General features: G+C 31.8%; 21 protein-coding genes. 12 read left to right on the top strand and 9 right to left on the bottom strand.

Annotated elements, in window-relative coordinates; translation table 11 throughout:
- The first annotated feature begins 93 nt into the window (after positions 1 to 93).
- Entirely contained in the window at positions 94 to 7158 is a 7065-nt protein-coding gene (locus VJY32_RS11775) for a lamin tail domain-containing protein (RefSeq protein ID WP_353678116.1), read from the top strand.
- Positions 7159 to 7480: 322 nt separating this feature from the next.
- Positions 7481 to 8458 (top strand): integron integrase, encoded by a 978-nt coding sequence (locus tag VJY32_RS11770; protein WP_353678115.1) that lies wholly within the window; start codon positions 7481 to 7483, stop codon positions 8456 to 8458.
- Positions 8459 to 8610: 152 nt separating this feature from the next.
- Here VJY32_RS11770 and VJY32_RS11765 read toward each other — a convergent pair whose 3' ends face one another.
- From VJY32_RS11765 to VJY32_RS11730, 8 genes are all read right to left on the bottom strand, one after another.
- Positions 8611 to 9435: a cation efflux transmembrane domain-containing protein gene (locus VJY32_RS11765; RefSeq protein ID WP_353678114.1), complete on the bottom strand. Its 825-nt coding sequence runs from the start codon at positions 9433 to 9435 to the stop codon at positions 8611 to 8613.
- Positions 9435 to 9770 (bottom strand): P-II family nitrogen regulator, encoded by a 336-nt coding sequence (locus VJY32_RS11760; RefSeq protein ID WP_353678113.1) that lies wholly within the window; start codon positions 9768 to 9770, stop codon positions 9435 to 9437. The genes VJY32_RS11765 and VJY32_RS11760 overlap by 1 nt, the downstream gene beginning before the upstream one ends.
- A gap of 120 nt (positions 9771 to 9890) precedes the next feature.
- Entirely contained in the window at positions 9891 to 10121 is a 231-nt protein-coding gene (locus VJY32_RS11755; RefSeq protein ID WP_353678112.1) for a GDCCVxC domain-containing (seleno)protein, read from the bottom strand.
- Positions 10122 to 10193: 72 nt separating this feature from the next.
- Positions 10194 to 13295, bottom strand: coding sequence for an efflux RND transporter permease subunit (locus VJY32_RS11750; RefSeq protein WP_353678111.1), 3102 nt, complete (start codon positions 13293 to 13295; stop codon positions 10194 to 10196).
- A gap of 2 nt (positions 13296 to 13297) precedes the next feature.
- A complete protein-coding gene (locus VJY32_RS11745; protein ID WP_353678110.1) occupies positions 13298 to 14485 on the bottom strand; it encodes an efflux RND transporter periplasmic adaptor subunit in 1188 nt (395 codons plus the stop codon).
- A 68-nt stretch (positions 14486 to 14553) separates the two neighbouring features.
- Complete coding sequence (locus VJY32_RS11740) at positions 14554 to 15807, bottom strand: TolC family protein (protein WP_353678109.1); 1254 nt, start codon at positions 15805 to 15807, stop codon at positions 14554 to 14556.
- A 98-nt stretch (positions 15808 to 15905) separates the two neighbouring features.
- Positions 15906 to 16250 (bottom strand): hypothetical protein, encoded by a 345-nt coding sequence (locus tag VJY32_RS11735; RefSeq protein WP_304043315.1) that lies wholly within the window; start codon positions 16248 to 16250, stop codon positions 15906 to 15908.
- A gap of 1 nt (position 16251) precedes the next feature.
- Positions 16252 to 16623, bottom strand: a complete 372-nt coding sequence (locus VJY32_RS11730) for an ArsR/SmtB family transcription factor (protein ID WP_353678108.1) — start codon at positions 16621 to 16623, stop codon at positions 16252 to 16254.
- Positions 16624 to 17349: 726 nt separating this feature from the next.
- Between VJY32_RS11730 and VJY32_RS11725 the strand changes: the two genes are divergently transcribed.
- Positions 17350 to 17781 carry a hypothetical protein gene (locus tag VJY32_RS11725; protein WP_353678107.1) on the top strand — a complete coding sequence of 144 codons (432 nt, stop codon included), beginning with the start codon at positions 17350 to 17352 and terminating at the stop codon, positions 17779 to 17781.
- Positions 17782 to 18017: 236 nt separating this feature from the next.
- Entirely contained in the window at positions 18018 to 18560 is a 543-nt protein-coding gene (locus VJY32_RS11720) for a hypothetical protein (RefSeq protein WP_353678106.1), read from the top strand.
- A gap of 286 nt (positions 18561 to 18846) precedes the next feature.
- On the opposite strand, the gene VJY32_RS11715 is transcribed toward VJY32_RS11720, so the two are convergent.
- Positions 18847 to 19863, bottom strand: a complete 1017-nt coding sequence (locus VJY32_RS11715; RefSeq protein ID WP_353678105.1) for an IS110 family RNA-guided transposase — start codon at positions 19861 to 19863, stop codon at positions 18847 to 18849.
- A gap of 642 nt (positions 19864 to 20505) precedes the next feature.
- Here VJY32_RS11715 and VJY32_RS11710 point away from each other — a divergent pair.
- The 8 genes from VJY32_RS11710 (at position 20506) to VJY32_RS11675 (ending at position 26886) form a co-directional block, all read left to right on the top strand.
- Positions 20506 to 20676 carry a hypothetical protein gene (locus tag VJY32_RS11710; protein ID WP_353678104.1) on the top strand — a complete coding sequence of 57 codons (171 nt, stop codon included), beginning with the start codon at positions 20506 to 20508 and terminating at the stop codon, positions 20674 to 20676.
- 205 nt (positions 20677 to 20881) lie between these two features.
- The gene (locus VJY32_RS11705; protein WP_353678103.1) at positions 20882 to 21430 is read left to right on the top strand and encodes a hypothetical protein; all 549 of its coding nucleotides are present in this window, start codon (positions 20882 to 20884) and stop codon (positions 21428 to 21430) included.
- Between the two features lie 360 nt (positions 21431 to 21790).
- Positions 21791 to 22867 (top strand): T9SS type A sorting domain-containing protein, encoded by a 1077-nt coding sequence (locus VJY32_RS11700; protein ID WP_353678102.1) that lies wholly within the window; start codon positions 21791 to 21793, stop codon positions 22865 to 22867.
- A gap of 67 nt (positions 22868 to 22934) precedes the next feature.
- Entirely contained in the window at positions 22935 to 23675 is a 741-nt protein-coding gene (locus VJY32_RS11695; RefSeq protein WP_353678101.1) for a hypothetical protein, read from the top strand.
- A 27-nt stretch (positions 23676 to 23702) separates the two neighbouring features.
- On the top strand, positions 23703 to 24359 hold the full coding sequence (locus tag VJY32_RS11690; protein ID WP_353678100.1) for an outer membrane beta-barrel protein: 657 nt from the start codon (positions 23703 to 23705) through the stop codon (positions 24357 to 24359).
- 245 nt (positions 24360 to 24604) lie between these two features.
- On the top strand, positions 24605 to 24937 hold the full coding sequence (locus VJY32_RS11685) for a GIY-YIG nuclease family protein (protein ID WP_353678099.1): 333 nt from the start codon (positions 24605 to 24607) through the stop codon (positions 24935 to 24937).
- Between the two features lie 385 nt (positions 24938 to 25322).
- Positions 25323 to 25544 carry a hypothetical protein gene (locus VJY32_RS11680; RefSeq protein ID WP_353678098.1) on the top strand — a complete coding sequence of 74 codons (222 nt, stop codon included), beginning with the start codon at positions 25323 to 25325 and terminating at the stop codon, positions 25542 to 25544.
- Positions 25545 to 25965: 421 nt separating this feature from the next.
- Positions 25966 to 26886 carry a DUF4238 domain-containing protein gene (locus VJY32_RS11675; protein ID WP_353678097.1) on the top strand — a complete coding sequence of 307 codons (921 nt, stop codon included), beginning with the start codon at positions 25966 to 25968 and terminating at the stop codon, positions 26884 to 26886.
- Positions 26887 to 26941 lie beyond the last annotated feature (55 nt).

The raw sequence follows: 26941 nt of genomic DNA, 5'->3' as shown, positions 1-26941 counted from the left end.
TTTTTTGCTTGGATTTTATTTCAATAATTTTTAATTAATATCATAAAAAATATCTCATTAGGGCAAAAGTCAGGGCAATAAGAAGTTCACTCTATGTTAAACATAAAGTGTATTTCATTAATAATATTTATTTGGGCAATAAATATATTTGCTCAACAAACTTCTCCTCTTACTTTTAGTGAAATAATGTTCTATCCCTCTGAAACAAATGGAGAGTTTGTAGAGATTTATAATACTTCTTCAACGGAAACAATTGATATTGCAAATTATAAGTTCAAGTATTACACATCATCGAACAATAATCTTATTCCCCTTATTGGCGGAACGAAATTGGGACCAGGTAAATTTGCTGTAATACTTCAAGGCAATTATGATTTCAATAATGGAATTTATAAAACATTAATTCCCTCTGATGTAATTGTATTGAAAGTTAGTTCCAATAACTTTGGTTCTTCCGGTATGGCTAACACAACAAGCAGAACTGTATATTTGATTGACCCAAGCGGACAAACTGTAGATACTTACACTTATTCTGCAGATAATTCTGCCAGTATTTCTGATGAGAAGATAATTTTGAATAAAGATAATTCTTCTTCTAACTGGAAAAATTCTCTTAGAACTCATGGAACACCAGGTTTTAAAAATTCAGTATCGCCAACAGATTATGATTTACAAATTAAGTTTCTCAACATTAATCCATCGACCCCTCGAGCAGAAGATTCATTGAAAATTACTTTTGTAGTTATTAATAAAGGCAGATTAACAGCTAATAATTTTTCTGTAAGCATTTTTAATGATGTAAATCGTGATTCTATAGAGCAAGCAGGAGAAAATATTTTTTATCAAGATTATTCTGAATTAATAAACGGTGATTCAATTGTAATTCAAAAATCTTTTTATACAGAAACACCGGGCAATTACTCATTTATAGCCGGTATAAATTTTTTAATCGATGAGGTTTTAACGAATAATAGAACAATTGCAAATGTAACAGTTGCAGAAAAATTAGCTTTGTATAATGATATTGTTGTTAACGAAATAATGTATGCACCAATTAATGATGAACCCGAATGGATTGAACTTTATAATCGTTCCAATAGAAAAATTAATTTGAGAAATTGGAAAATTGCTGATAACTCTTCTTCAGTTGTAATTTCTAATAATGACTTATTTATCGATTCGAATCAATTTTTAATTATCAGCAAAGATGCATCGATTAATAATTTTTATAATATCACTTCTCAATTAGTAACAAAATTATTTCCCACATTAAACAATACAGCCGATGATGTAATCTTAAAAGACAACGAAGGAAGAACTATCGACAGTGTAAGATATAACCCTTCTTGGGGAGGAAGTTCAGGCAAATCACTCGAAAGAATTTCAGCTGATGAAAGTAGTGTGTTTGCTTCTAATTGGGGAACATCTATAAGCAAAGAAAAAGCAACTCCAGGCAGGATTAATTCTTTAACAAAAAAAGATTATGATATTTCTATAAAAAATTTTTATGCAAAATCTCAATATGCAATTGTTAATAAGGAATTGTTATTTATTGCAGAAATTGAAAACAAAGGAAAAAATGCTGCTCAAAATGTAATCTTAAAATTATTTAAGGATGTTAATGCAAATTCTGTTGGGGATGAATCTGAACTTTTGCAGATGCAAACCATACAATCAATTTCATCTAATGAAACAGTGCAATTAGAATTAACTACTGATTCAATAACAAAAGGAGAAAATAATTTTATTTTAATCGTTGATTATCCATTAGATGAATTCATAGATGATAATACATTTACTTATAAAATTAATGGCATTGAGTTTACAGAAAATATTTATGATGTAGTTATAAACGAAATCATGTATGCACCGAGTGGTGATGAGCCAGAATGGATTGAATTATTCAATCGTTCGAATCATAATATTAATCTAAAGAATTGGAAAGTTGGTGATAGTTCAACTCTAATTGAAATTACAACAAAAGATTATGAATTAAAGTCAAAAGAATTTTTAGTTATCAGCAGAGATTCATTAATAGTTAATTATTATACATCGATTAAAAAATTAATAATATGTTCTTTGCCTACAATGAATAACAGTGGAGATGCTGTAGTAATAAAAGATGAATACAATCGAACAATAGACAGCACAAGATATTATTTAGATTGGGGAGGGAATAATGGAAAATCACTTGAGAGAAAGAATGTAGATTTAAGCAGCATTGATAAAGATAATTGGAGCAGTTCAACAAGTAAATATAATGCAACGCCGGGTAAATTAAATTCAATTTCAGAGAAAGATTATGATGCATCAGTTTTATCATTTTATAGTAAATCAAGATATGCAGAGGCAGGTAAAAGTATAGTATTATCAGCAATTATAAAAAATGTTGGTAAAAAGAAAGCAGAGAATGTTGAGGTTCAGCTTTTCAGAGATGATAAATTAATTGAGAAAAAAGAAATATCAGTAATAGAAACAGAACAAGAATTACAAATAGAATTTGCAGTTGAAAATGTTGCTATTGGGAAAAATCAATTTAGTTTATCAATTAATTATTCATTAGATGAATATGATGAGAACGATAAAGCTTTCTTGGATATAGATGGAGTAGAAATAAAAGTAGAGAGAGGGGATATAGTAATAAATGAAATCATGTATGCGCCAATATCACCAGAGCCAGAATGGATAGAGTTTTATAATCGAAGTGAAAAAGAAATTGATATAAAGAATTATCAGATAGAGAATGAAGTAAGCAAAAATGTAATAATAAAGACAAGCAAAATTATTCAGCCAAAAGAATATGTAACAATTGCAAAGGATACGAACATATATTTGATTTATCCTGAGATAAGAAATGTAATCATTAGTAATATTCCGATTTTGAATAACAATGGAGGAATGATAGTAATAAGTGATTCATTAGGAAGAACGATTGATTCAGTATATTACAAATCGAGCTGGGGAGGAAAAGGAGGAAAATCGCTGGAAAGAATTGATGCATTTTTATCATCATCAGATTCTGCAAACTGGAAAAGTTCAATAGATATTAAAGGAACTCCAAATAAAAAGAATTCGGTTACACCGTTTAATTATGATATTGAAATTACATGCGATGGAATCACTCCATTAATTGCAATAATAGAAGACACAATCATTATAAAATTTAAGATTAAGAACAAAGGTAAATCTGCTGCTGATAATTTTTCATTCCAATTATTTAATGATATTAATTGTGATTCAATTGGAGTTGATAGTGAATTAATACAAACTATAGATTATACTTTGCATTTGACAAATTTGAATCCAGGCGATTCGATATTGATTAATCATAAAATGATAGCATCTTCAATTGGTGATAATTGTCTTATTGCAAAGATTGTTTTTAATAAAGATGAAAATGTTCCCAATAACAAAGTTTATTTGAAATATCGAGTTCGGGAAAAACCGCAGCAATATAATGATATCGTAATAAACGAAATCATGTATGCACCGAGTGGTGATGAGCCAGAATGGATTGAATTATTCAATCGTTCGAATCATAATATTAATCTAAAGAATTGGAAAGTTGGTGATAGTTCAACTCTAATTGAAATTACAACAAAAGATTATGAATTAAAGTCAAAAGAATTTTTAGTTATCAGCAGAGATTCATCGGTAGTTAATTATTATACATCGATTAAAAAATTAATAATATGTTCTTTGCCTACAATGAATAACAGCGGAGATGCTGTAGTAATAAAAGATGAATACAATCGAACAATAGACAGCACAAGATATTATTTAGATTGGGGAGGGAATAATGGAAAATCACTTGAGAGAAAGAATGTAGATTTAAGCAGCATTGATAAAGATAATTGGAGCAGTTCAACAAGTAAATATAATGCAACGCCGGGTAAATTAAATTCAATTTCAGAGAAAGATTATGATGCATCAGTTTTATCATTTTATAGTAAATCAAGATATGCAGAGGCAGGTAAAAGTATAGTATTATCAGCAATTATAAAAAATGTTGGTAAAAAGAAAGCAGAGAATGTTGAGGTTCAGCTTTTCAGAGATGATAAATTAATTGAGAAAAAAGAAATATCAGTAATAGAAACAGAACAAGAATTACAAATAGAATTTGCAGTTGAAAATGTTGCTATTGGGAAAAATCAATTTAGTTTATCAATTAATTATTCATTAGATGAATATGATGAGAACGATAAAGCTTTCTTGGATATAGATGGAGTAGAAATAAAAGTAGAGAGAGGGGATATAGTAATAAATGAAATCATGTATGCGCCAATATCACCAGAGCCAGAATGGATAGAGTTTTATAATCGAAGTGAAAAAGAAATTGATATAAAGAATTATCAGATAGAGAATGAAGTAAGCAAAAATGTAATAATAAAGACAAGCAAAATTATTCAGCCAAAAGAATATGTAACAATTGCAAAGGATACGAACATATATTTGATTTATCCTGAGATAAGAAATGTAATCATTAGTAATATTCCGATTTTGAATAACAATGGAGGAATGATAGTAATAAGTGATTCATTAGGAAGAACGATTGATTCAGTATATTACAAATCGAGCTGGGGAGGAAAAGGAGGAAAATCGCTGGAAAGAATTGATGCATTTTTATCATCGTCAGATTCTGCAAGTTGGAAAAGCTCAACACTCGAAAAAGGTGGAACACCGAACAAAAATAATTCTGTTTCAAAAAAGGATTATGATGTTGCAATTGTTAATTACTCAATCCAGCCGGAAGTGCCAGTTATAGGAAAATCAGTTAAATTAATAATTGATATTGCAAACTATGGAAAGAACTTAACTGATGTTGTTTTAATAGTTCATGAAATTAAAGATAATCTTCGAGAGACACTTAAGGAAGTTCAAATTGACAATTTCGTGTCAAATGCAAATCTAAAACTTGAGATTGACGATTTTATTCCTCAATTAATTTCAAAAAGAAAATTTGAAATTATCCTAAATCTGCTAAATATAAATGAATTAGATGAAGATACTACAAACAACAGTATAAATTTTACAGTTTATCCAAGTTATAATCCAAATTCAGTTTTAGTAAATGAGATAATGTATAATCCAATCAACAGCGAACCTGAATGGATAGAAATATTCAACACATCAAATTATGATATTGATTTAGAAGGATGGTCAATAACTGATGTGTTAACAAATCCAACAAAGACAAAAATAAAAAGTGGCAAAATTCTTAAAAATTCTTTATCAGTTATATCCAAAGATTCATCGATTATAAATTTTCATAAAATTATTCCTTCTGAGTTAATTATCAATCAATTTGCTAATTTGAATAATGATGCAGATGGTATAGTGTTAAAAGATGCATATGAAGTAACAATTGATTCACTAATGTATCAGAAAGGCTTGGGAGGAGAGAACGGCAAATCATTGGAACGAAAGTCACTTTTGATTTCATCATTAGAAAAAAACAATTGGGGTTCTTCATTAGATATTGAATTAAGTACTCCGGGAAGATTAAACAGCATTTCAAGAAAAGCTAACGATATTGCAATAAAAAATATATCAACCGAGCCTGCATATCCGAGTCCTGGTGAAGATGTAAATCTATCAGTCACGGTTTTGAATTGTGGATTGAATACAGCACAAAATTTTACAGTTCAATTTTATTTTAAGAAAGAAAATACTTATCATTTTTTTGATGAAGCACATGGCAACAATTTATCAGCTGATGATTCAATTACAATTTTATCTAAGAAAAGACTGAGGTTGGAAAATGACTTAAAAATTTATTGCAAAATTTATATGAACAACGATGAAGATACACTCAATAATTTTTTAGAAAAGGAAATTCGATTAAGTAGTTTGCAATATTCAATATTAATTAATGAAATAATGTATAATCCATTCGAAGGGGAATCTGAATGGATTGAAATAGTAAATGTTTCTAATCATCCAATTAATTTGAAAAACTGGTATATATCTGATTTGATGCCTTCACCAATTAAATCAATAATTACAAAAAAAGAAGAATATTTGCAGCCAAATGAATATGCTGTGTTAGCAAGTGATACTGCAAAGTTTCCATATTATCCTCCGAAAAAATTTTTTCAAACAAAATTTGGAACATTAAATAATACATCTGATGGAATCATTATCTATGATTTTAAAGGGAGAATGATTGATAGCGTTTTTTATAATTCAAAGTGGGGTTACAAAAAAGGTAATTCACTTGAAAGAATTTCTTTGGCGGCATCATCAACAGATAGTATAAATTGGTCATTGTCATTAAGTAAAGATGGAGCTACTCCGGGTTATGAAAATTCTATAAATAATATATTGACTTACAAAAAGAATTCAATTGTAATAAATGAAATAATGTATGAACCAGATGCAGGCAATTCCGAATTTATCGAATTCTTTAATACTACGAGTGATACAATTCAAATTGGAGGAATGAATTTAATATTTGGGAAAAATGGTAAAACTAAATTGTCGGATACATATTTATTAATTAAGCCAAACTCATTTTTCATTATTGCGAATGATTCTTCTGTTTACAAAAATTATTCTTCATTGAAATATGATGATTTAGTAATAATCAATAGTTCTTTATCTCTTTCAAACGATGGCTGTGAATTGATATTGAAAGATATTAGAGGCAATACGATTGATTCAGTTTATTATTTACCTGACTGGCACAATAGAAATTTATTGAATACAAAAAACAAATCACTGGAAAGAATTAATCCATATTTAGATTCGAATGATAAGACAAACTGGAGTACATCAGTAAGCAAAGAAGGGGCAACGCCATTAAAACAAAATTCAATTTATACAGCAGTTGTTAACTCAGAATCAAAAGTTACAATTTTACCAAATCCTTTTTCGCCTGATAATGATGGATATGAAGATTTTACAACGATTAATTTTGATTTATCATTCAAAATATCTCAGGTTAGAATTCGTGTTTTCGACAGTCAGGGAAGATTAGTCAGAACTCTCACACACAACATGCCCGCTGCTTCTCATAATTCAATAATATTTGATGGACTTGATGACAATGGCAGACCATTAAGAATCGGGATTTATATTTTGCTAATAGAAATTACAAATGAAAAAGGAAATACAGAAGCAATAAAGAAACCGATTGTTATAGCAAGGAAGTTGTGAAAGTACCTTATTACAAAATTGCAAAATTGCAAAATTGCCCACTCCTAAGGCGGGCAAGCAAGATTGCAGGTTAAAGTTAAAGGGTAGGAATGATGGAAAAATGGAATAATGGAAAAATGGAATAATGGAATAATGGGGGGCGAGCTTATTATTCTTTAATTTGTTTTCCATTTTCTATCTGCGATAATCCGCGTTATATGCGTGAAAATTATTTTTTTTGATAGCTTACAAATGCTAATTGTTTATTGTTTACAACTCGAAAAAATATTTTTGAAAATTAAAGTTATTTTTTTATGTTACTTCAGAAATTGAGGGTAAATATGTGAACACAAGCCAGAGTAATAAAGCAAATAAACCAAAACTCCTCGATAAAGTAAGACTTACACTGCGGGCAAATCATTACAGCAGAAAGACTGAAGAAGCATACATCGGCTGGATAAAAAGATATATACTTTTCCACAACAAAAGACATCCGAATGAAATGGGGAAAGATGAGATTCAGAAATTCATAAATCATCTTGCAGTAGATCAAAATGTTTCCGCCTCAACACAGAACCAAGCATTACAGGCAATATTGTATCTGTATAAAAATGTTTTGGATAAAGAAGTTGGTTGGCTGGATGATATAAAACACGCAACAAGAATAAAACATTTGCCCGTAGTATTTTCAAGGAATGAAACAGCAAAGATTTTTGAACATTTAAATGGAGTACCAAAACTGGTTGTTTCACTTTTATATGGCAGTGGATTAAGATTGTCTGAAGCTTTAAGTCTCAGAATAAAAGATATTGATTTCGAATATAAACAGATTATTGTTAGAGATGGTAAGGGAGAAAAAGACAGGCATACAGTTTTACCATCATCAATAATTCCAGAACTAAAAAAACATTTGAATGAAGTTTATAAACAACACAAAAAAGATTTAAGCAAAGGAAAAGGTGAAACCATACTTCCGTATGCATTGGATAAAAAATATCCAAATGCTGCAAAAGAATTCGGGTGGCAATATGCATTTCCGGCAGACAAGTTTATAAAGCACAATGATAGCGGTAAAATTATAAGATGGCATATTCACGAAAGCACTATTCAAAGAGCTGTGAAAGATGCAATCAAGAAAGCAGGTATAATAAAACAAGGTAGTCCACATACATTTCGCCACAGTTTTGCTACTCATTTACTTGAAAACGGCCATGACATTAGAACTATTCAAGAACTTCTCGGTCATAGTTCGGTAAAAACAACAATGATTTATACACACGTTTTGAATAGAGGACTTGGAGTTAAGAGTCCGTTAGACTAAAATGTATGAAGAATAATATTATGCAAATGCTATTTTTAAATATTAAGAATATTACGCAAAAACAAAGCCATTGGAATAATATCCTGCAACTGCACGCAGGATATCATTCCTTAATCAATAAATTTGTGCAGTATAATTAATAGTTATACCGCTTAGTTAGATTCAATATGATTTGTTTTTTGAATTGCCAATTTCAATATCCTAAACGAACCTCTAATTACAAAAGTAAACACAATCGCTCCAGTTATTAAATCCGGTATTTTAGAATCTAAAATGCTGACTAAAAATCCGGCAGTAATAACACCCCCATTTACAATAATATCGTTAGAAGTAAAAATCATACTTGCCTGCATATGTGCTTCATTATTCTTTGCCTTTTGAAGCAGATAAAGGGAAAAAATATTTCCAATCAAGGCAAGAACTGAAACTATAATCATTGTTTGAAAATCCGGTATTTCTTCAAAATCTATGAATCTTCTTATTACTTCAATGAAGCCGATAACCGCTAAAGAAAATTGGAAATAACCTGCTAATTTTGCTACTAATTTTTTCCGCGAAACAGCTTTGCCTACCGCTAAAAGACTCATACCGTAAACTGCCGCATCTGCAAACATATCAAGCGAATCTGCAACAAGCCCCATTGATTTTGAAATAATCCCGGTTGTCATTTCAATGACAAAAAACCCGAAGTTGATTATTAGAACAGTCCATAAAAGTTTTACTTGATTTGATTCTTCAATTTTTAAGTGAGCATATTCATTAGTCTCAATGCTTTTAATCAACTTTGAATCTAAGTTTAATTCACCGATTTGTTCCGAGATTACTTCATTATCTCCGTTATGCAAAACAGTTAGTGTTCTGTTTGGAATATCAAAATCCATTCTCAAGATGCCATTAATATTTTCTAATTTCATTCTTACCAACTGTTCTTCAGACGGGCAATCCATCTTAGAAATTTTATAGATAGATTTTTCCATTATATCGCTCCTTCTCCTCTTTCATTTGTTCTTATCTTTACAACATTGCTAACTTCAGTAACAAAAATTTTTCCATCACCTGGATTGCCGGTGTGAGCATTTTTCTGAATTGTGTTTACAACTAATTCAACCATCTCATCCGGAACCACAACTTCTATTTTATTCTTTGGCACAAATTCAAAAATTCCTTCCTCACCGTTTTCCTTTTTCCCTTTGCTTTTACCAAATCCTTTAGTATCAGAAATTGTTATTCCGGGAAGCCCGTCAATTTTATGAAGTGCACTTACTACTTTTATTAACATAAACGGCTGAACAATTGCTTTTATCTCTTTCATATTTTTTTCCTTTTTTTTTTAAGATTATTGATTTTCTCTATTTCTTAATTTCATTCTTAAACGCCTTGCTCTTTGCGCTATGCTTCTCACATTTTCCATTTACCATCAAACATCTTCCATCTAAAGTCCCCCTTTGGGGGATTTAGGGGGCTTTTCTTCTATCTGTTTTGGCGGACACTTGACATCACCATAAGAACAAAAGACGCAGCATTCACCTTCTTTTGGTTTTAATATTTTTCCACAAGAGTTGCATTCATAAAAATGAACACAAGCATCTATCGGCATTTCTTCTTCTTTTTCATAACCGCAATAAGGACATTTTATTTTTGATTTTGTTACTATGTTTTTCATAATCTATTTCCCATCTACTATCTCTCATTTTAACTACCGAAGATAGTCCTAAAGTCTCCCCTTCGGGGAGATTTAGAGGGGCTTCTCTTCTTTTCTCTTTTCAAACCACATATAAAACGTTGGAAGAACAAACAACGTTAATATTGTTGATGTTATCAATCCGCCGATAACAACAGTAGCAAGTGGTCTTTGAACCTCTGCACCGGCTCCCGTTGATATTGCCATTGGAATAAAACCGAGCGATGCTACAAGCGCTGTCATTAACACCGGGCGCAATCTTGTTGCCGCTCCTTCTATTACTGCATCTTCCAGCGGCTTTCCTTCTTGCCGTAAATGATTAATAAATGAAACCATCACAACTCCGTTTAAGACTGCAACTCCAAATAATGCAATAAATCCCACACCGGCAGAAATACTAAAGTGCATTCCTCTTATCAACAATGAAAAAATACCGCCGACAATTGCAAAAGGAATTCCGGTATAAATCAGTAAAGCATTTCTTATCGAACCAAAAGAAATGAACAACAGTAGGAAGATTAAGAAGAGTGATAAGGGAACAACTATTGCCAGTCTTTCTCTTGCGCTTGCAAGCTGTTCAAATGTTCCGCCCCATTCTAAATAATATCCGGCTGGTAGTTTTACTTTATCGTAAATAGTTCTTTCAGCTTCTTCAACGAAACTTCCAATGTCTCTTCCTCTTACATTCAATTCCACTACGATTCTTCTCTGGCTATGCTCACGGCTTATTTGAGCCGGTCCTTCTTCAACAAAAACATCCGCAATTTGACTAAGTGGAATACCCGAACCATTAGGAGTAGGAACTAAGATGTTTTTTATTACATCAATGCTGTTTCTTGATTCCTCTTTGAAGCGCACAACTAAATCAAATCTTCTTTCACCTTCAAAAACTTCACCGGCAGATTTTCCGCCAATGGCTGTTTCTATAATTTGATTTACATCCGCTACATTTATTCCATATCGTGCAATCTTTCCTCTATCAACTTTTATCTGTAATTGCGGTAAACCTGTAACCTGTTCAACCTTCACATCAGCCGCACCTTCAATTTTGGTTACTACTTTTGCAATTTCTTCAGCTTTTTCTTTTAAAGTCTGTAAATCTTCACCAAAAAGCTTAATAGCAATATCTGAGCGGACTCCGGCAATCAATTCAGCAACTCTTAGTTGAATCGGCTGCGAAAAACTAAAAACCATTCCGGGAAGTTTTGAAAGCTGCTCACTCATTGCAGTAACAAGTTCTTCTTTATTTCTTCCGGTTGTCCAGTCATCTTTTGGTTTCAGTTCCACATATATGTCGCTCATCTCTACACCCATCGGATCAGTGCCGATTTCTGCACGCCCTGTTTTTGAAACTACGTAATTCACTTCCGGAAATTTCAATATTTCTTTCTCAATTAAAGATGTTGTATTTACAGCGGTTGTTAATGATACACTTGGTAATCGCAACGCTTGTAAAGCAATCGAACCTTCATCAAGCTGGGGAATAAATTCACTTCCTAAGAATGGAAAAATTACTAGACTAACAATGACAAATGCAGCAGCAATTCCAGTCACGAAAATTCTTTTATGAAGAATCTTTTTTAATATCGGAACATATTTCTTTTTTGACCAAGTAATAATTGGACTTTCTTTTTCAGTCACTTTTCCTTTTCTAAACATCAAAGCACTCATCACCGGCACGTAAGTTAAGCTTAGAATCAATGCACCTATTAAAGCATAAGTTACAGTGTATGCCATCGGCTTGAACATTTTTCCTTCAATTCCGGTAAGCGTCATTATAGGGAAGTAAACAATAATAATAATTCCCACTGCGAACACAACCGGTCTTCCAACTTCTAAAGCAGATTCCAATAATGTTTCCTCTGCGCTTACTCCATTTCTCTTTTCGTGAAGCTTTCGTATTGCATTCTCGACCATTACTACAGCGCCGTCAACAATCAATCCGAAATCCAAAGCGCCAAGCGACATTAAATTTCCTGACACGCCGGTTGCAACCATCATTATCACGGCAAACAACATTGAAAGAGGAATTACGGAAGCAACTATAAATCCACCGCGTAAATTGTAAAGAAGAAGAACAAGAATAAGAATAACAAGTATGCCGCCTTCAATTAAATTTGTCTGGACTGTTTTTATTGTTTTATTAACTAATTCCGCTCTGTCATAAAAAGGTTCAATCGTAACACTGTCCGGCAAAGCCCTTTGAACAGTTTCAATTTTTTCCTTAACTCTATCAACTACTACACGGCTGTTCTCACCTTTAAGCATCATTGTAATTCCGGCAACAACTTCACCTTCACCGTTCATTGTAACAGCGCCTTGCCGTATAGCCGAGCCAAGCTGAACATCAGCTACGTTGTGAACGTAAATCGGAGTGCCGTTCTCTAATGTCTTTACGATAATGTTATTTATATCATCAATACTTTGAACTAAGCCGGAACCGCGAACCAAATATTGTTCATTAGCGTGTTCAATGTAAGCGCCGCCGGTGTTTGCATTGTTTTCAGCAACAGCATTAAACACATCTCGTAAGGTGAGATTATAGCTTAAAAGTTTTTGCGGATCTACCAACACCTGGTATTGCTTTTCAATTCCGCCAAAGCTGTTCACTTCGTTAATTCCCGGAACAGTTAGTAACTGTCTTTTGGCGATCCAATCCTGGAGAGTTCTCATTTCCATCAAAGTAGTAGAATCTTGCTTTGCTTTTTTGTCTTTAGGTCTGATAATGTATTGATAAATTTCACCAAGACCTGTGCTGATTGGTCCAAGTTCCGGTTTACCAAATTCCGGTGGAATATCTTTTGCTGCTTTTTGAAGCCGCTCGAATACAAGCTGTCGTGCAAAGTAAATATCTACATTGTCGTGAAAGACTACTGTTACTAATGATAAGCCGAACTTAGATACAGAACGGATTTCTTCAACATCCGGTATTCCGTTCATTGCAACTTCAATTGGGAAAGTTATGTATCGCTCAACTTCCAACGGCGCAAGCGTAGGAGAATTGGTAAGAATCTGAACCTGAATATTTGTTACATCGGGAACAGCATCTATGGGCAATATTCTGAATGCAGCTATACCGCCAGCAATAAGCAAAATAACTGCAAACAAAACGAGCAGCTTTTGCTTTAATGAAAATCTTAATATTCTTTCAATCATAATTATTCTTCCTCTCCAAATGTTTCTTTTAATAATTCAGACTTTAGGAAGAAAACTCCTTTGGTTACAATCTTTTCACCTTTCTTTATGCCGCTTACTACTTCTCTCATTCCAGCAAACTCAATACCTGTTTCAACATTGCGTCTTGAAAAAGTCGAATCGTTCTCAACTACAAATACATAAGATTCATTTCCTTCTTTTACAATTGCATCAGTTGGAACAATGATTCCTTTTGTATTGCTGCTTATCGGTATGAACAATTCGCCAAACATATTTGGCTTAAGTTTGCCGTTTGTATTTTGAAGCGAAGCTCTGACTTTTATTGTCCTTGAATGCTCATCAATAGTTTGTCCAATTAGAATTACCTCTCCTTTGAACTTTTCATTTGGATATGCCGGTGTAGTAAACTCAACTTTCGGTTTTCCCGTAACTTTAGTTAGGTCTTTTTCATAAATCTGTCCTTCAGCCCAAAGATTAGATATATTCATTATTTTAAAAGCAGTTGTGTTCGCTTCAACCAATTGACCAATCACTACATTTCTTTCTACTATTATTCCACCAATAGGCGCTTTAATTGGAAGCACACCCGCAATGTGTTCAGAATCTTTGCTTGTCTCTATATCACTATGTTCTAAACCTATGGAATGAATTCTTTTATCTTCTGCATTGTATTCAGCCAAAGCTTTTTCATACTCGGCTTTAGATTCAAGAAATGATTTTTGTGAACCAACATTTTGTTCAAGTAAGGTTTGCTGTCTTTCATAAGCAGCTTTGGTAAAATCAAGCATAGCTTTGGCTTGCAGATAATCTGCTATTATCTCACCTATCTCAAGTCCTTCAACGTGCATTAATATTTGTCCTTCTTTTACATAGTCGCCTTCTTTAACATATACTTCGAGCACTCTTCCCTGAACTAATGAACTTACCTGTGCTTCATAATCCTGGTTAGTAATTACTTTGGCTGGTGCTTTCAGCATTCCGCTGATTGTTCCTTCTTTTACCTCATCAAAGGCAAGGTCAATTTTGCTTCTTGCTTCTGAAGAAAGCACCACCTCACTTACTTCGTGCGATTCTTTTTCCTTCATTTCACTTTCTGTATTCTCTGTTTTATTATCACCGCATCCGACAAAAATTACAGCTACAAAAATGATTGCTGCTATGAATTCAGTCCTTAATTTTTTAATCAACATTTTAACTCCTTTATTAAAAATATTTTTTATAATCTGTGGAAATCAGTTTAATCTGTGTCATCTGTGTTCTATTTCAAAAGATTTTGTCCAACCGTTTCTTCAAGTGTAAATATTGAACGGTAGTAGTTGAACAACACATTCGTATAATTGCTGTATGCACCTATCAATGTTTGTCTTGCCTGTAAAAATTCTATATAAGTTATTTCTCCGGCATCGTAACTTGCTGATGCGGAACGGTAGACTTCTTCCGCCTGCGGTAGAATATCACTTATATAAAGATTCACCTGTCTTAGTTCGTTCTCATAATTGTTGAAAGCGCTTCTCAATCTCAGATAAACATCATTCTTTATTAATTGCAGTTCCGATTCCGCAATATTTACGTTTGCTGTAGCTTCCTGAATTTGTCCTCGGTTCTCAAACAAGAACCAAAGTGGAACGGATATTCCAAATGAAGCTCCATAAAAACCATTATCACCATCCCGTGTTTGTTTGAAATAGCCAAGATTAAAATTTGGCAGCAATGAAGACCACGCAAGTGATTTATTAATTGAGGATATGCTTACATTCAGTTCCGAAATTTTAATTTGTTGATTAACGGATAGTGCTAAGTTATACAACTCTTCAAAAGTGAATTTATTCAATGGTAAATAAGTCAGACTATCAGCGAGAGTAAAAATTTCGTCGGTTCGCTTTCCATATCCCAATGAAAAATTCAACAATGCAAAAGCAGTTCGTAATTCATTCCTTGCAACCTCTAAATTGTTTTTTGCTTCTGTGAACTGGACTTTTGCCGTCAATCTTTCAAGATTAGTCCCTTCACCAACATTGTATCGTATCTCTGCCTTTTTAGAAAAATCTTCAGCTATTTTTAGATTTTCCTCTGCTATCTCTAATAGTTTTTTCTTTGAAAGGACATTATAATATGCAGATTTTATTTGTGCTATTATAACAACTTCAGTCTGTTTCAATCTATAAAAAGCAATTTCTTCTTCTTTACTGAATCTGGAACCTCTTAGAAAATAATTTGAAGGAAACTCAAAAGACTGACTTACTTCAAATGTTCTTTCACTAAAATTTCTCAAACTCTTATTTACCGGAGTGTATTCATAACTAACGCCAACTTCCGGTGCCGGTAATGAAATACCGCTCCAAAATCTTCCTTTAGCTGCTGAAATATTTTCCCGTGCAGATATTATTCTCGGATTATTCTTCAGTCCAATTTCTATTGCTTCATCTAAAGTTAATTCCTTATTCATTCCTTGCTGACCATTTAGAATGCTCACCGAAAAAATTAGAATGAACAAAGCAAATAATTGCCTCATACTAACTCCAATAATTTTTTAAAAAACGATTATTCGCCTTTGGCGAAGATGTAATTATCCCACAGCGGAATAATTAGTAAGTGGAAAAAGAGAAAAGATTAAATCAGAAATGTTCTGTTAAAAAGGTAAACTTCAGTTGTTTTTTGTGGTGTGTAGAATTGTTCAGAATCTAATATTGAAAATGCTTTTGTTGATTGTTTCGTTTCATCAATGCAATGGTAGCAAATTGATTTATCAACCTGCAGCTTATAAATATCTTGTGAAGAATCTTTGGTAACTTTGGCTGTAGCTGTCTTTACAATTTCACAATAATCGTGTGAACCGTGATTATCCCCATCATAGTTAAGCAAACCAGCTTCGGAATGAAGAAATGTAAAAACAATCACTGAAAGAATGATTGCTGCAATAATTTTTGTTGCTTTATTTATGTAATGTATCAGCATACTATTCTGCATATTCTTTACAATGCTTCGACGCTTCATTTACAATTTTATTTATATGCTCATCATCTAAAGAATAATAAACCATTTTGCCTTCTTTTCTATGACTAACAAGTCTGTTATTTTTTAACAACCTTAATTGATGAGAGATAGCTGAAACAGAAACTCCGGTTAAAGCAGCAATATCACAAACACACAATTCATCTTCAGCAAGAGAAAGTAAGATTTTTAATCTTGTAAAATCACTAAGATTCTTAAAAGTTTCGGAAAGTTCAGTTATCAAAGAATCATCCGGCATTCGTTTCTTAACAGACTTTACTTTCTTTTCGTCAATAAAATCGATTTCACAAACTGGTGTTATTGTATCTTTTTTCATAGCTCAAATATAACAAACATTTGAGCAAATGTGCAAATAATATAATCTCATCAAAATAATTTATTTTATACTCATACTAGCTCAAGTATTAAAATCTGGTCACTCAGTATTTCTTTTTCGCCGCCAACTGTGCTTGATTAAATTATCTAAGTAAAAAAGGTTGTATGTTTTATTTTAAATTGTTCAACTTGTAAAAATTATTAAAGCACAATTGGCTTAGGTTTGGTATAATCAATATTGTTAAAATGTGGTCGTGCTGTCGCACCACCACTTGGGGAAAAGTTTTTATTCGTTTCTTCAAGGTAAATGAAAAAATCAAATAGAAGAAAATATTAAATTAATATTTTAGCAAATATAAATTAGTTTTAACCACGCGATGTTTTAAAGAGTAATGTAAAAAAGCGGTATAACAAGTGGCTCAAGGCGACAGCGTATTCGCATTCGGCATTTTGGAAATTTTAATGTTAGTCATTCCGTTTCAAGTATCTTGTTCAAAGTAGTCGTACTATGAAAGTTTTTTGTAATTATATAAATTATTAACAAGTTCGGCATTGTAGTTCTGGGCTGCGCCTTAGCCACAACGTCGTTAGGCAGTTAAACAAAAGTTGCTATTGTATATAAGAATAAAGGAAAATAAATCTGTTGCTACCAATCTTTATTAAAATGAAAGAACTCAATAACCTTGTATTTATAATAATTATTATTTTTTTAATTCAATCCTGTGAAATGAATAAAACTGATGATGACAGATTTTACAAAGGTAAATACATTGATGAAATTATAATTGTAAATGAAGCAGATACATCAAATATTGTAATAGAGCAGTTTGAATCATTGCCCTTATCAAAAGATAGTATTCCATATTCATTTAAAGAGGAAAATAACAATTCCGATTTAATAACCTTGAGATTATTTGTATCATATGGAAGTTATAGCCAAACACCAAAAGTTATTAAAGAAGCAAATATGACAATGGATACAATCTATATATGGTATGCAAGTCGAGAAAAAATTTATAAAACTTTTTATAAAAATAATTCTATTATAGAATCAATTGATGCACCTAAATTAGAATTTATAACAATTGATAGCATAGTAATTCAAAAGAGTATAAATAAAGTAGTAAACATATTTTCAAGATTTAAAAAGTATATATAAAAACTGCCTAACAAGCGGTTCAAGCTGACTGCTTCTTTCGCATTAGGCTTTTGTACGATTTATAAGTTTGTAGTTCCGTATACAGTTTCTTGTTCAAAGTAGTTCTAATAAAAATGTTTTTAATAATCATTGGCATTTGTGTTCTAAGCTAAATTCTTGTTATGGGCAGCAGCTTAACCGCAACGCCGTTATACGCTTGAGTAAGTATTATATAAAATAAAACATTTGGTAAAATTATGGATACTACAAAAGTTATAATAGAAAATTTACCACATACTCCTTGGTTCATAGTGTGGGTTCCAATAATTATTGCAGTTATATCATTAGTAACTTCTATTATTTCGCTTTATTGGACAAGAGTTCAATATGAAAAAAGTAGCCGTCCATTTGTATGGGCTTCAAATTATGGTGTGGTTGACCATTTAAAAAATACTATAATCCCAATTCCTTGGCGTGTTGCTTTCCGCGTAAAGAATACTCCAGCTAAAATTATAAAAATGACAGTTGTTGTTAAAAATGATTCGAATGAATTAATCAATTACCGACAAGATAATCTTATAAGATTTCCTGATAAAACTTCCGAATGGACTTTTGATATTGGTAAACATGATTTTAATAAATTAATGAATCTCCCAGATGCAGAAAAAGTAAGGTTACTTAGAATTGTTTCAATACATTATTCTTCTATTGATGGAGGTAAAATTTATAAATTTTTATTGAAACAAAATTTTAATCCTGCTGAAAATCAATGGAAAGATATTTATGAAGAAGCAAATTGATAAAATATTTGCAAATAATAATTTAATAAATTCATAAATGGGCATAACCGCTTAAAAAAGTAAAAAGTCAATAGGACGTAAAAATATAATGGGATAGAAATCCCGAAAGTTCTTTGAATTACCGAAGACCAAATGCCTATATGATATCGAGTGAGCTGCTGGAGAAAAAGAATGATAAATCAATGGCAACCAAACCGCTTATGGGGCTTAAGAGTATCCCAGATATATTTTAGGCATGCGCATTACTTCCCATTCCAGCGCAAAGAGTCTGCTAAAGAGCTACTAGTTAGACGTCGGGGCTTGTAATGCGCGGCCATTGAACAGATTTCTTATGTTCGAGATCAATACCTTTGAATTTGTTATTAAAGTCTGATTTATTCTTTAAGACGAAATAGACGATACGTGCAATTTCTTTGGAGATAATGGCTTTAGCAACCTGCTTTTTCTTTTTTCTGAGCTTTGAGTTATGGTAACGTTTAATAACAGGATAATATTGCAGGGCGTGCACAGCGGCATCGGAGAAAACAATCTTAAGGTATTTGTTGCCATCTTTAGATGAACGTTGTTTTGATTTACCAGCAGAGTTACGAGCAGAAGGAGTAAAGCGGCAGTAAGAGAAGAAATTTTTCTCTGATGCAAAACGGTTAATATCGCCAACTTCCAAAAGGATAGTGAAGGCATTCATTTTACCGATACCGGGAATCCAGAGTAGACGCTGGATATCATCATTTGGGATAAGAGTTGGATAAATAGATTTTTCTAAAGTAAGCATTTGTTCTTTGAGTAATTTAGCCTGGATATCAAACTGCTGATATTGAAGCTTGTAGAAATCATTGAGCATAGAAGGATCATTAATATTAAACTTCTCAAGCATACGGTGCATAAAGTTAAGACAGCTAGTTCTTTTAACTGAAAGTCTAAGTCTTGCTCTGAGAGTATCGCGAAGAGTCCGGATATCATCGGATATTTTGTAAGCCTCAGGAATAAAATTAAGACGAAGGAGCTGAGCAAGTATATGCGAATCTACTTTATCGGTTTTAACCTTAGCATAAGCGATGGCTTTTACGTACTTGGCGTGAGCAAGTTTGAGATCAATGCCTTGAGAAGAAAGCAGATCATTGATCCAGTACCATCCGCCGATAGTCTCAACGGTGGCAATATGTTCTTTTCCAAGGGATGAAAAGTAATTAAGAATTTCGAAGCTGTTATTGTTTAGTTTAGCTTCTTTAATAATTTTACCATCACTATCAACTGTAGTGATGTAAGAAAAGAGTTTATGCTGGTCGATACCAGAGTAAAACATAGGACCTCCAAAAAGTTGTTACAAAATAAACTAAAAACTTTTTGGAAATATCCAGCAATTCAAAGCGACTACTTCTTACGAAGCTGTTGTTTGATGAAGTTATTGGCATTCGTTTTCAAAGTTAATTTGTTCTGCAAGTTAGATTTAGTTAACAAAATAGATTTAAAAACAAAAAGTTTGTTTGCAATTGTAGCATTCTCGTACTGAGCAGCGCTTTATTTGCAACGTCGTTATATGGCATAATTTAATAAAAAGGGTTTTATGGTAAAGAGTAAAACTTCATCTGGGATTATGAATTTTTTTCTATTTTATTCCTTTGTGTGTTCATACTAGGAATAATGGAATATTGGAATGGTGGAATATTGGGAGCGAGTCCATTTTTCTTTCATCTCTTTTTCTGAGCCTTTCACATATTATATCTGCGGTAATCTGCATTATCTGCGTGAAAAATATTTCTCGCTGATTTCGCGGATTTACGCAGATTATTATGTGTATTAATCTGCGATAATCTCTGTGTAGTTTTTTATTACACGGAGTTCCTCTGAGTAATTGTCATTGAGAACCGCTGAGTAGAATCGAAAAAAATGTTTTTTGAATTTTAAAATTATTTTTTTACATTATTTCAGAATTGAGGGAAAATATGTGAACACAAGCCAGAGTAATATAGCAAACAAACCAAAACTCCTCGATAAAGTAAGGCTTACTCTGCGGGCAAATCATTACAGCAGAAAGACTGAAGAAGCATGCAACGTCTGGATAAATAAATTTAACAGTTTAATAATGGCACTTGCTAAGAAAGTAATAAAAAAATAAAAATAACAATGATATGCATATATGTACTAAATGCAGGTTTAGGAGTTAAGAACCTGATAGACAGCATAATTTAGGTAGGAGTAATAGCAAGCGAGAAAATGAGAATTTTAAATAAAAATAAACAAAATGCTGGTAGATATCATTTTTAAGACAACGTATCTGCTGGCGGGTTAAATAATAGTTATACAAGAGAAAAGGTATAGGTATGGATAAGAATTCCAAAGAAATATTTTTTACAGTTCTTTGCGGCTTTCTCTCATGTATGATATTTGGTATGGTGTTTTATGGTTTAAATATATTTCATCTCCACGATACTAGATTCCAAATTGTACTTCTTGGTTTATTCGGATCTCTTATTTATGCCGTTATGAATTATAGAAACAAGAAAGAACTTATCTATGTAGCCATTCTGTTCTTAATTACAACTGCTATAGTAAGAGCAAAATCTGTATCGTTGCACACTCTTTTAATGGATTTTATACTAATCGTTGCAGTATTTCTGTCCATTTATTACTATAAATTATTTATTGATAAGAATAATAACATTCCCTTATTCTTGAGAGCTCTTGTGTTAATGCTCTTATTTGGTCTCACCAATGTGCTTGGTGTAATTATACTAATGATTATTCATAACGTAGAAATATCTGCAACTTATTTATTGTTTTATTCAAGAGTTCCCGCCTTAATTGGGTTAGCTCTTGGAATTGGTTTTGATATTTATGAAAAATATAAAGAAAAATTACTCGTTGTATAACAAGCGTCTCAAGCGGAAAGCTGTAGTCGGCCGTGGCATTTGTAGTTAAACATTGTTGCAAGGATTAAGAAAGGATTTTAAATAATATAAACAGTAAATCATTGCATTTGTAGCGTACACCTTGTGTGTCCTCTTAACCGCTACGTCGTTATATGGCTTAACAAATAATATAGGGGGTAATGCAAAAGAAAAAAATAATAAAAACCGGAGCGGGGCGGCTCCGGTATAAAGGGCAAACAAATAATTTAACCTTCTATTACTACTGTCTTGCAAATTGTAGAAACAGATTTGTTTGCAATGTAAATATACCATTCCGCCATAAAATTATTAAATAATTTATGGAGTTATGTTATAAAAAAGTTGATTCTAATTGTGTTTATTTTAATTCAATCATTTGCTTATGGTGCAAATGTCTATTTCGATTTGCCATCAAATAATCAATCTTTTCAAATTGATGCAAATGGAAATGCTGGTGTTAGTTATCATATACTAACTGTATCATTATTTTTTGTAACTGATTGGTATGGTGCAAGAGTTCAATATCCTGATGGTCACTGGGGTTCTTGGCAAACGGGTCAGAGTGGCGGCTGGGTATTTTCGCAAGCTGGTACATATCATCTTCAAGGTGCTGTACATGTTGTTAGTGATCTAAATGGAGGGAACGATTACTTCATGTATTCGAACATTCTTACTTTTTATGTTACACTCCCACCACAACCTCTAACAAATGTATCAATATTCGGTGATTTTTCGCTTTATTTAGGAAGTACTGGATATTGGAATGCTACTTTAACAAATGGGATTGCTCCATTTACCTATAATTGGCAAATAATGTATCTTGGTAGCATTTCATCATATTCAATAGGAAGCAAATCATTAACAACCACAGATAAAATAGGCTCTGGTGGAATTATAATTAACGCCCCACCCAGTGAGTATTGGTTTTCTGTTGGTACAAATTCACCAACTTTCAGTCGCACCAATACTGGCTCAGATCCGCGAGATTTTAAATTAAGATGTATTGTTACAGATGCAAGCAACACAACTAAAACCTCAAATGAGTGGTATGTAGATGTACTTTCTGAATATCCACCTCAAATGAGTATTGTGCAAAATAATTCTAACATCCCAAAGGCTTCATTGGCAAAAGAATCTTTATTTGAATCAGTTCCAACAGAGTATTTACTTAAACAAAACTATCCAAATCCGTTTAACCCAACCACTACTATTGAGTATCAATTGCCAACAGACGGATTTGTTTCGCTAAAGATATTTGATTTACTCGGAAGTGAAATAAAAACTCTTGTCAATGATTTTAAAACCAAAGGTAGATATTCAATAACATTTGATGCTTCAAATCTTGCAAGTGGATTATATATTTATCAAATAAAATCGAATAATTTTAGTTCGATTAAGAAAATGATATTATCAAAATAATTTGATTAGTTATAAAATATTAATTAGGGCAAGCTTTCGAGCTTGTCCTTCAAAATGCGAGTCCACGATGTGCTCAATAAAAAATAATATTAAAATTAATTTTATTTCTTTCGTTTTTACATTTATAGTTTTTGGATGTGAAAGTTCAAATGAGCCTTTTGATTTCGCTAATGAATACATGTCATTAAACATTGGTGATATTAGGCAATATTGTATGCCATATTCAAATAATCCTGAAATACATACTGTTTGGAAAATAGTCGGTAAAACCTATCGATCTGATGGTCAAGAAGTTTTTTTAACTGAGTGGTATTATTATAGTTATGACCCTAATAATAAATATGTTTCATATTATTTCATTCGAGATGGTTTTCTTTATTTTACAGAACTCGAAAAATCATCTAACTATCCTGAAAATCCATATTCCGAACAAAGATTAGCCAAAATACTTCCGGAAGATGGAGATATTTGGATGCAAACGGTTGGATATCTAAATCCAGATTCGTCAAAGGATTATTTGACTGCAAAACATTTAAATGAATTTAATACGCCTGCTAGCAAGTTTAAGGATGTTTTTGCTATCATATCTTCAAAAGGTACATCTGATACTGAGATATCAGAAATTTATTATGCAAAATATTTTGGCCATATAGGATATTCAGTAATAGGTGATAGTAGTTCATTTTTACTTGTCAATTACATGAGTATAAAAGGAAGGGAAGTTGGAAATTATGTTGAGATGGAAAATTCAAAATCAATTTACAAAAAAGATAATTTTAAAATACCAAATCCGTTTATTGCTTTTTAAAAATCACAAATCAGAAGGTGATTGTTTATGAAAAAAATAATCTTTTTATTATTTGTTTTTTCAATTAATATTTGTTTAGCGCAAGAAAATAAATCCCCCTCTTTATTTTCAAATCTGGATGTAGGAGTTTATGGTGGAATTAATATTAGCAATGATTCAAAAACTGGTGGCGCCTTTCTTCTAGAAATTAAGACAAAATTAACACATAATTTTAATGTGAATTCATCGCTCGGATATTTAAAAACATTCGCCAACGCATCCTATACTGTAAAATCTTATTCAATATATGTGATTAATGATATTCAATTTTACTATGCAAATCAATATTATGTTAATGAAGAAGGCTATGATTTAATTCCTTTTTATGTGGGAATGCAATATATTCTTAAGAATAACACTGTATCACCATATTTATTATTTAATGTTGGATACAATTTTATCATTGATACTAAATATTATAAATCACCTACTCTGTCAACATCCTATTCATCACTGGAAGATATACCAAGTGAATATAAAACAAAACCTATTGAAGATAATCTTTCTAAATCGTTTGGAATACTTATTGGATTAGGTTCTGAATTAAAAATTTCTTCAAAATTAGGATTAGATATTAGATATTTCTATAAATATGATACTCAAATAATTAATACGCATCAATTAACTATGGGGATAATCTTCTAATATTAGTTAAAGTAGAAACGATTATAAAATGCCATATAACCCGCAAATCAAAGCGACTGCTTTAAAGGTTGCGGCATTGTAGTAGTTTTAGCGTTGAGTTGTAAAAGATAATTGCTTTTCGTGTTTAGTAGATAAAATGAATTTATAAATAATTATCGGCAAAGCTTTTCAGTGTTGCATTGTAGTTCTGGGCAGCGCTTTATTTGCAACATCGTTATATGCTTAACAGTTAGAGGAGTAAAATTATGAGTGACACACCAAAAATCAATTGGACTGGTGAATCTGGTCAACAATATTTGTACTATATTTATCCCATCAATTCTTCTTTTAAGGAAGAAGGAGGTAATTATATTTTTGCAAAAGAGACAACACCAAACCATTGGTTACCTGTTTATATTGGTCAAACAAAAAATTTGAACCAACGTCTCGAAAATCACGAGAAAGAAAAATGTGCCATAAGAAATGGCGCAACTCATATTCACGCTCATTTGAATAATAATGAAAGTTCTCGCTTATCAGAAGAAAAAGACCTTATTCTGAAATGGCAACCTGTTTGTAATGAACAATTGGCTCGATAGTTTTATTTAATAATATTTTATAGGAAGTCCACCATTTGTAAAAAGAATTTGTGGCTTCTATAATTTTTTCTGGGCTGCAATATTTTATTTTTTTATTCTCTCAAGAATTTCAGCCCGAATGTCTGTTTGTGTTTTTTGTTTTCTAATTTTATTTTCATCTGGTTTTTTGTTGGTAAATATGAAAACGCATATAACCTGCAAATCAAGCCGAACGCTTCAGCCGGTCTTTGCATTGGTAGTTCAAGCTTGTTCTGTTTTTTATTCATTGTTATTACAAAATAACACTTTTTAGTTAATCAAAACATTGTCGCCATAAACCGTTCAGCGACGGCTTATCGGCAAACGTCGTTAGGTACTTAGTCATTTATTATAGGGGTTAAACTTTATGAAACTCATATCAAAAATAATTTTACTTCTTAGCTCTGGTGGTTTAATTTATTCTTTAATGAGTTTTGAAGGAAGAACAACCTCCCAAAGTCTATTTGATTTTGCTGGTCCTCAAATTTTTGCGGGACATTATTATCCTTTAGAATATAAAATAATTGCTACTGTGTGTGTCTTGTTAATTATCTCAGTTTTATTGTTCAAAAATAAAAATCACAATTAAGAGAATTTTATTGTGCGATATTTTATTACAAACTTGACGATATGGCTCAATAAGAATAATAAGTTTGGCGAAATCCTGGCTTTATCGGATAATTCTTCTTGGCACATCGATTTTCAAAGGAAACTTAAAACTTCTCTTTGGATTTTGGCTGACGAAATAAAAGTTTCTCAAAAAAATATGGATTATTATTTAACAAATTCCTCAAGCCGTAAGTGTTTTCGCGCTTGCCTGCGGCAAGTAGGTTTGGCATTTGTTCAGTTTAAAAGTTTATAGTTCCGTTTCGGCTTTGTTATTCGGCGTAGTTTGTAAATGAAAGTTTCCGCTTTTGGCGGACAAATGTTCTAATTAAAAAGTTATTTTATAATTGTAGCATTGCTGCTCTGGGCTTTGGCTTAGACACAATGCTGTTTTATTACTAAAGATGAGCAAACCAAAAAAACATCATTATTTATCAAAATTTTATTTAGCGGGATTCACTCTGTCCGGTGATAATGAGGGAGTTCTATTTTGTTACGATGTAAAAAATAAGACTGTTAGACCTTCTAAGCCAATAAATGAATGTTATGTAAAGTATTTTAACAAAATTGAATCAAATGAGATTGATCCCAATATTTTGGAAAAAGAATTATCAAAAGTTGAAGGTTCTATTTCATTGATTTTTAAATACATCCACGAAAAGAAAGAATTACCTAAAAATGAAAAGTTTAGTGAATTACTTTATTATATAGCACTAATTGGAGTAAGAAATCCAGTTATTAGAGAAAGTTTTCAAGAGTTTAAGGAAAATGTCGCATCCAAAATTTTTAGTCTTATGTTAAGCGACAGAAAAATATGGTATAGTGAAATGGAAAGAATAAATCGAGAAACAGATAATAAATTTAAAGATATCACATATGAAGAAATGAAAAAGTTTAACAAAGAAAAAAAATGGAAATTAGTTGAACTTAATTATAGTACGATTGATTGGGAATTTAAAGCGGTATATAGAATTTATCAATTACTGCATCAGAGATCTTGGATATTGTTAATAAATGATGATGACTCTAATCATTTTGTTACAAGTGACAGACCTGTAAAATTAATACCCAATGATTTCAGTCATTTTAAGTTTGGTGTTGGTTTTGGCAGCAGAAATACAGAACTATATTTCCCATTATCAAAGTCTTTGCTCCTTAGGGGAAGTTATAAGTTACCATCTACTATAATGCCTGTTCGAGCAGATATGGTTGCCACATTAAATACATTGCAGTTTTTTTATACGTCACGTTATATTTATTCACCAACTTCGGATTTTAAAATATATGGAAAAGATAAATCTATCATAAACGTTAGCGCAATATAACCAGCAATTCAAAGCGACTACTTCTTACGAAGCTGTTGTTTGATGAAGTTATTGG

It is taken from the genome of Rosettibacter primus (genome assembly GCF_036860675.1).
GTDB lineage: Bacteria > Bacteroidota > Ignavibacteria > Ignavibacteriales > Melioribacteraceae > Rosettibacter > Rosettibacter primus.
Note: the sequence above shows the minus strand (reverse complement) of the source record. Positions and strands in the feature narration are given on the sequence as shown.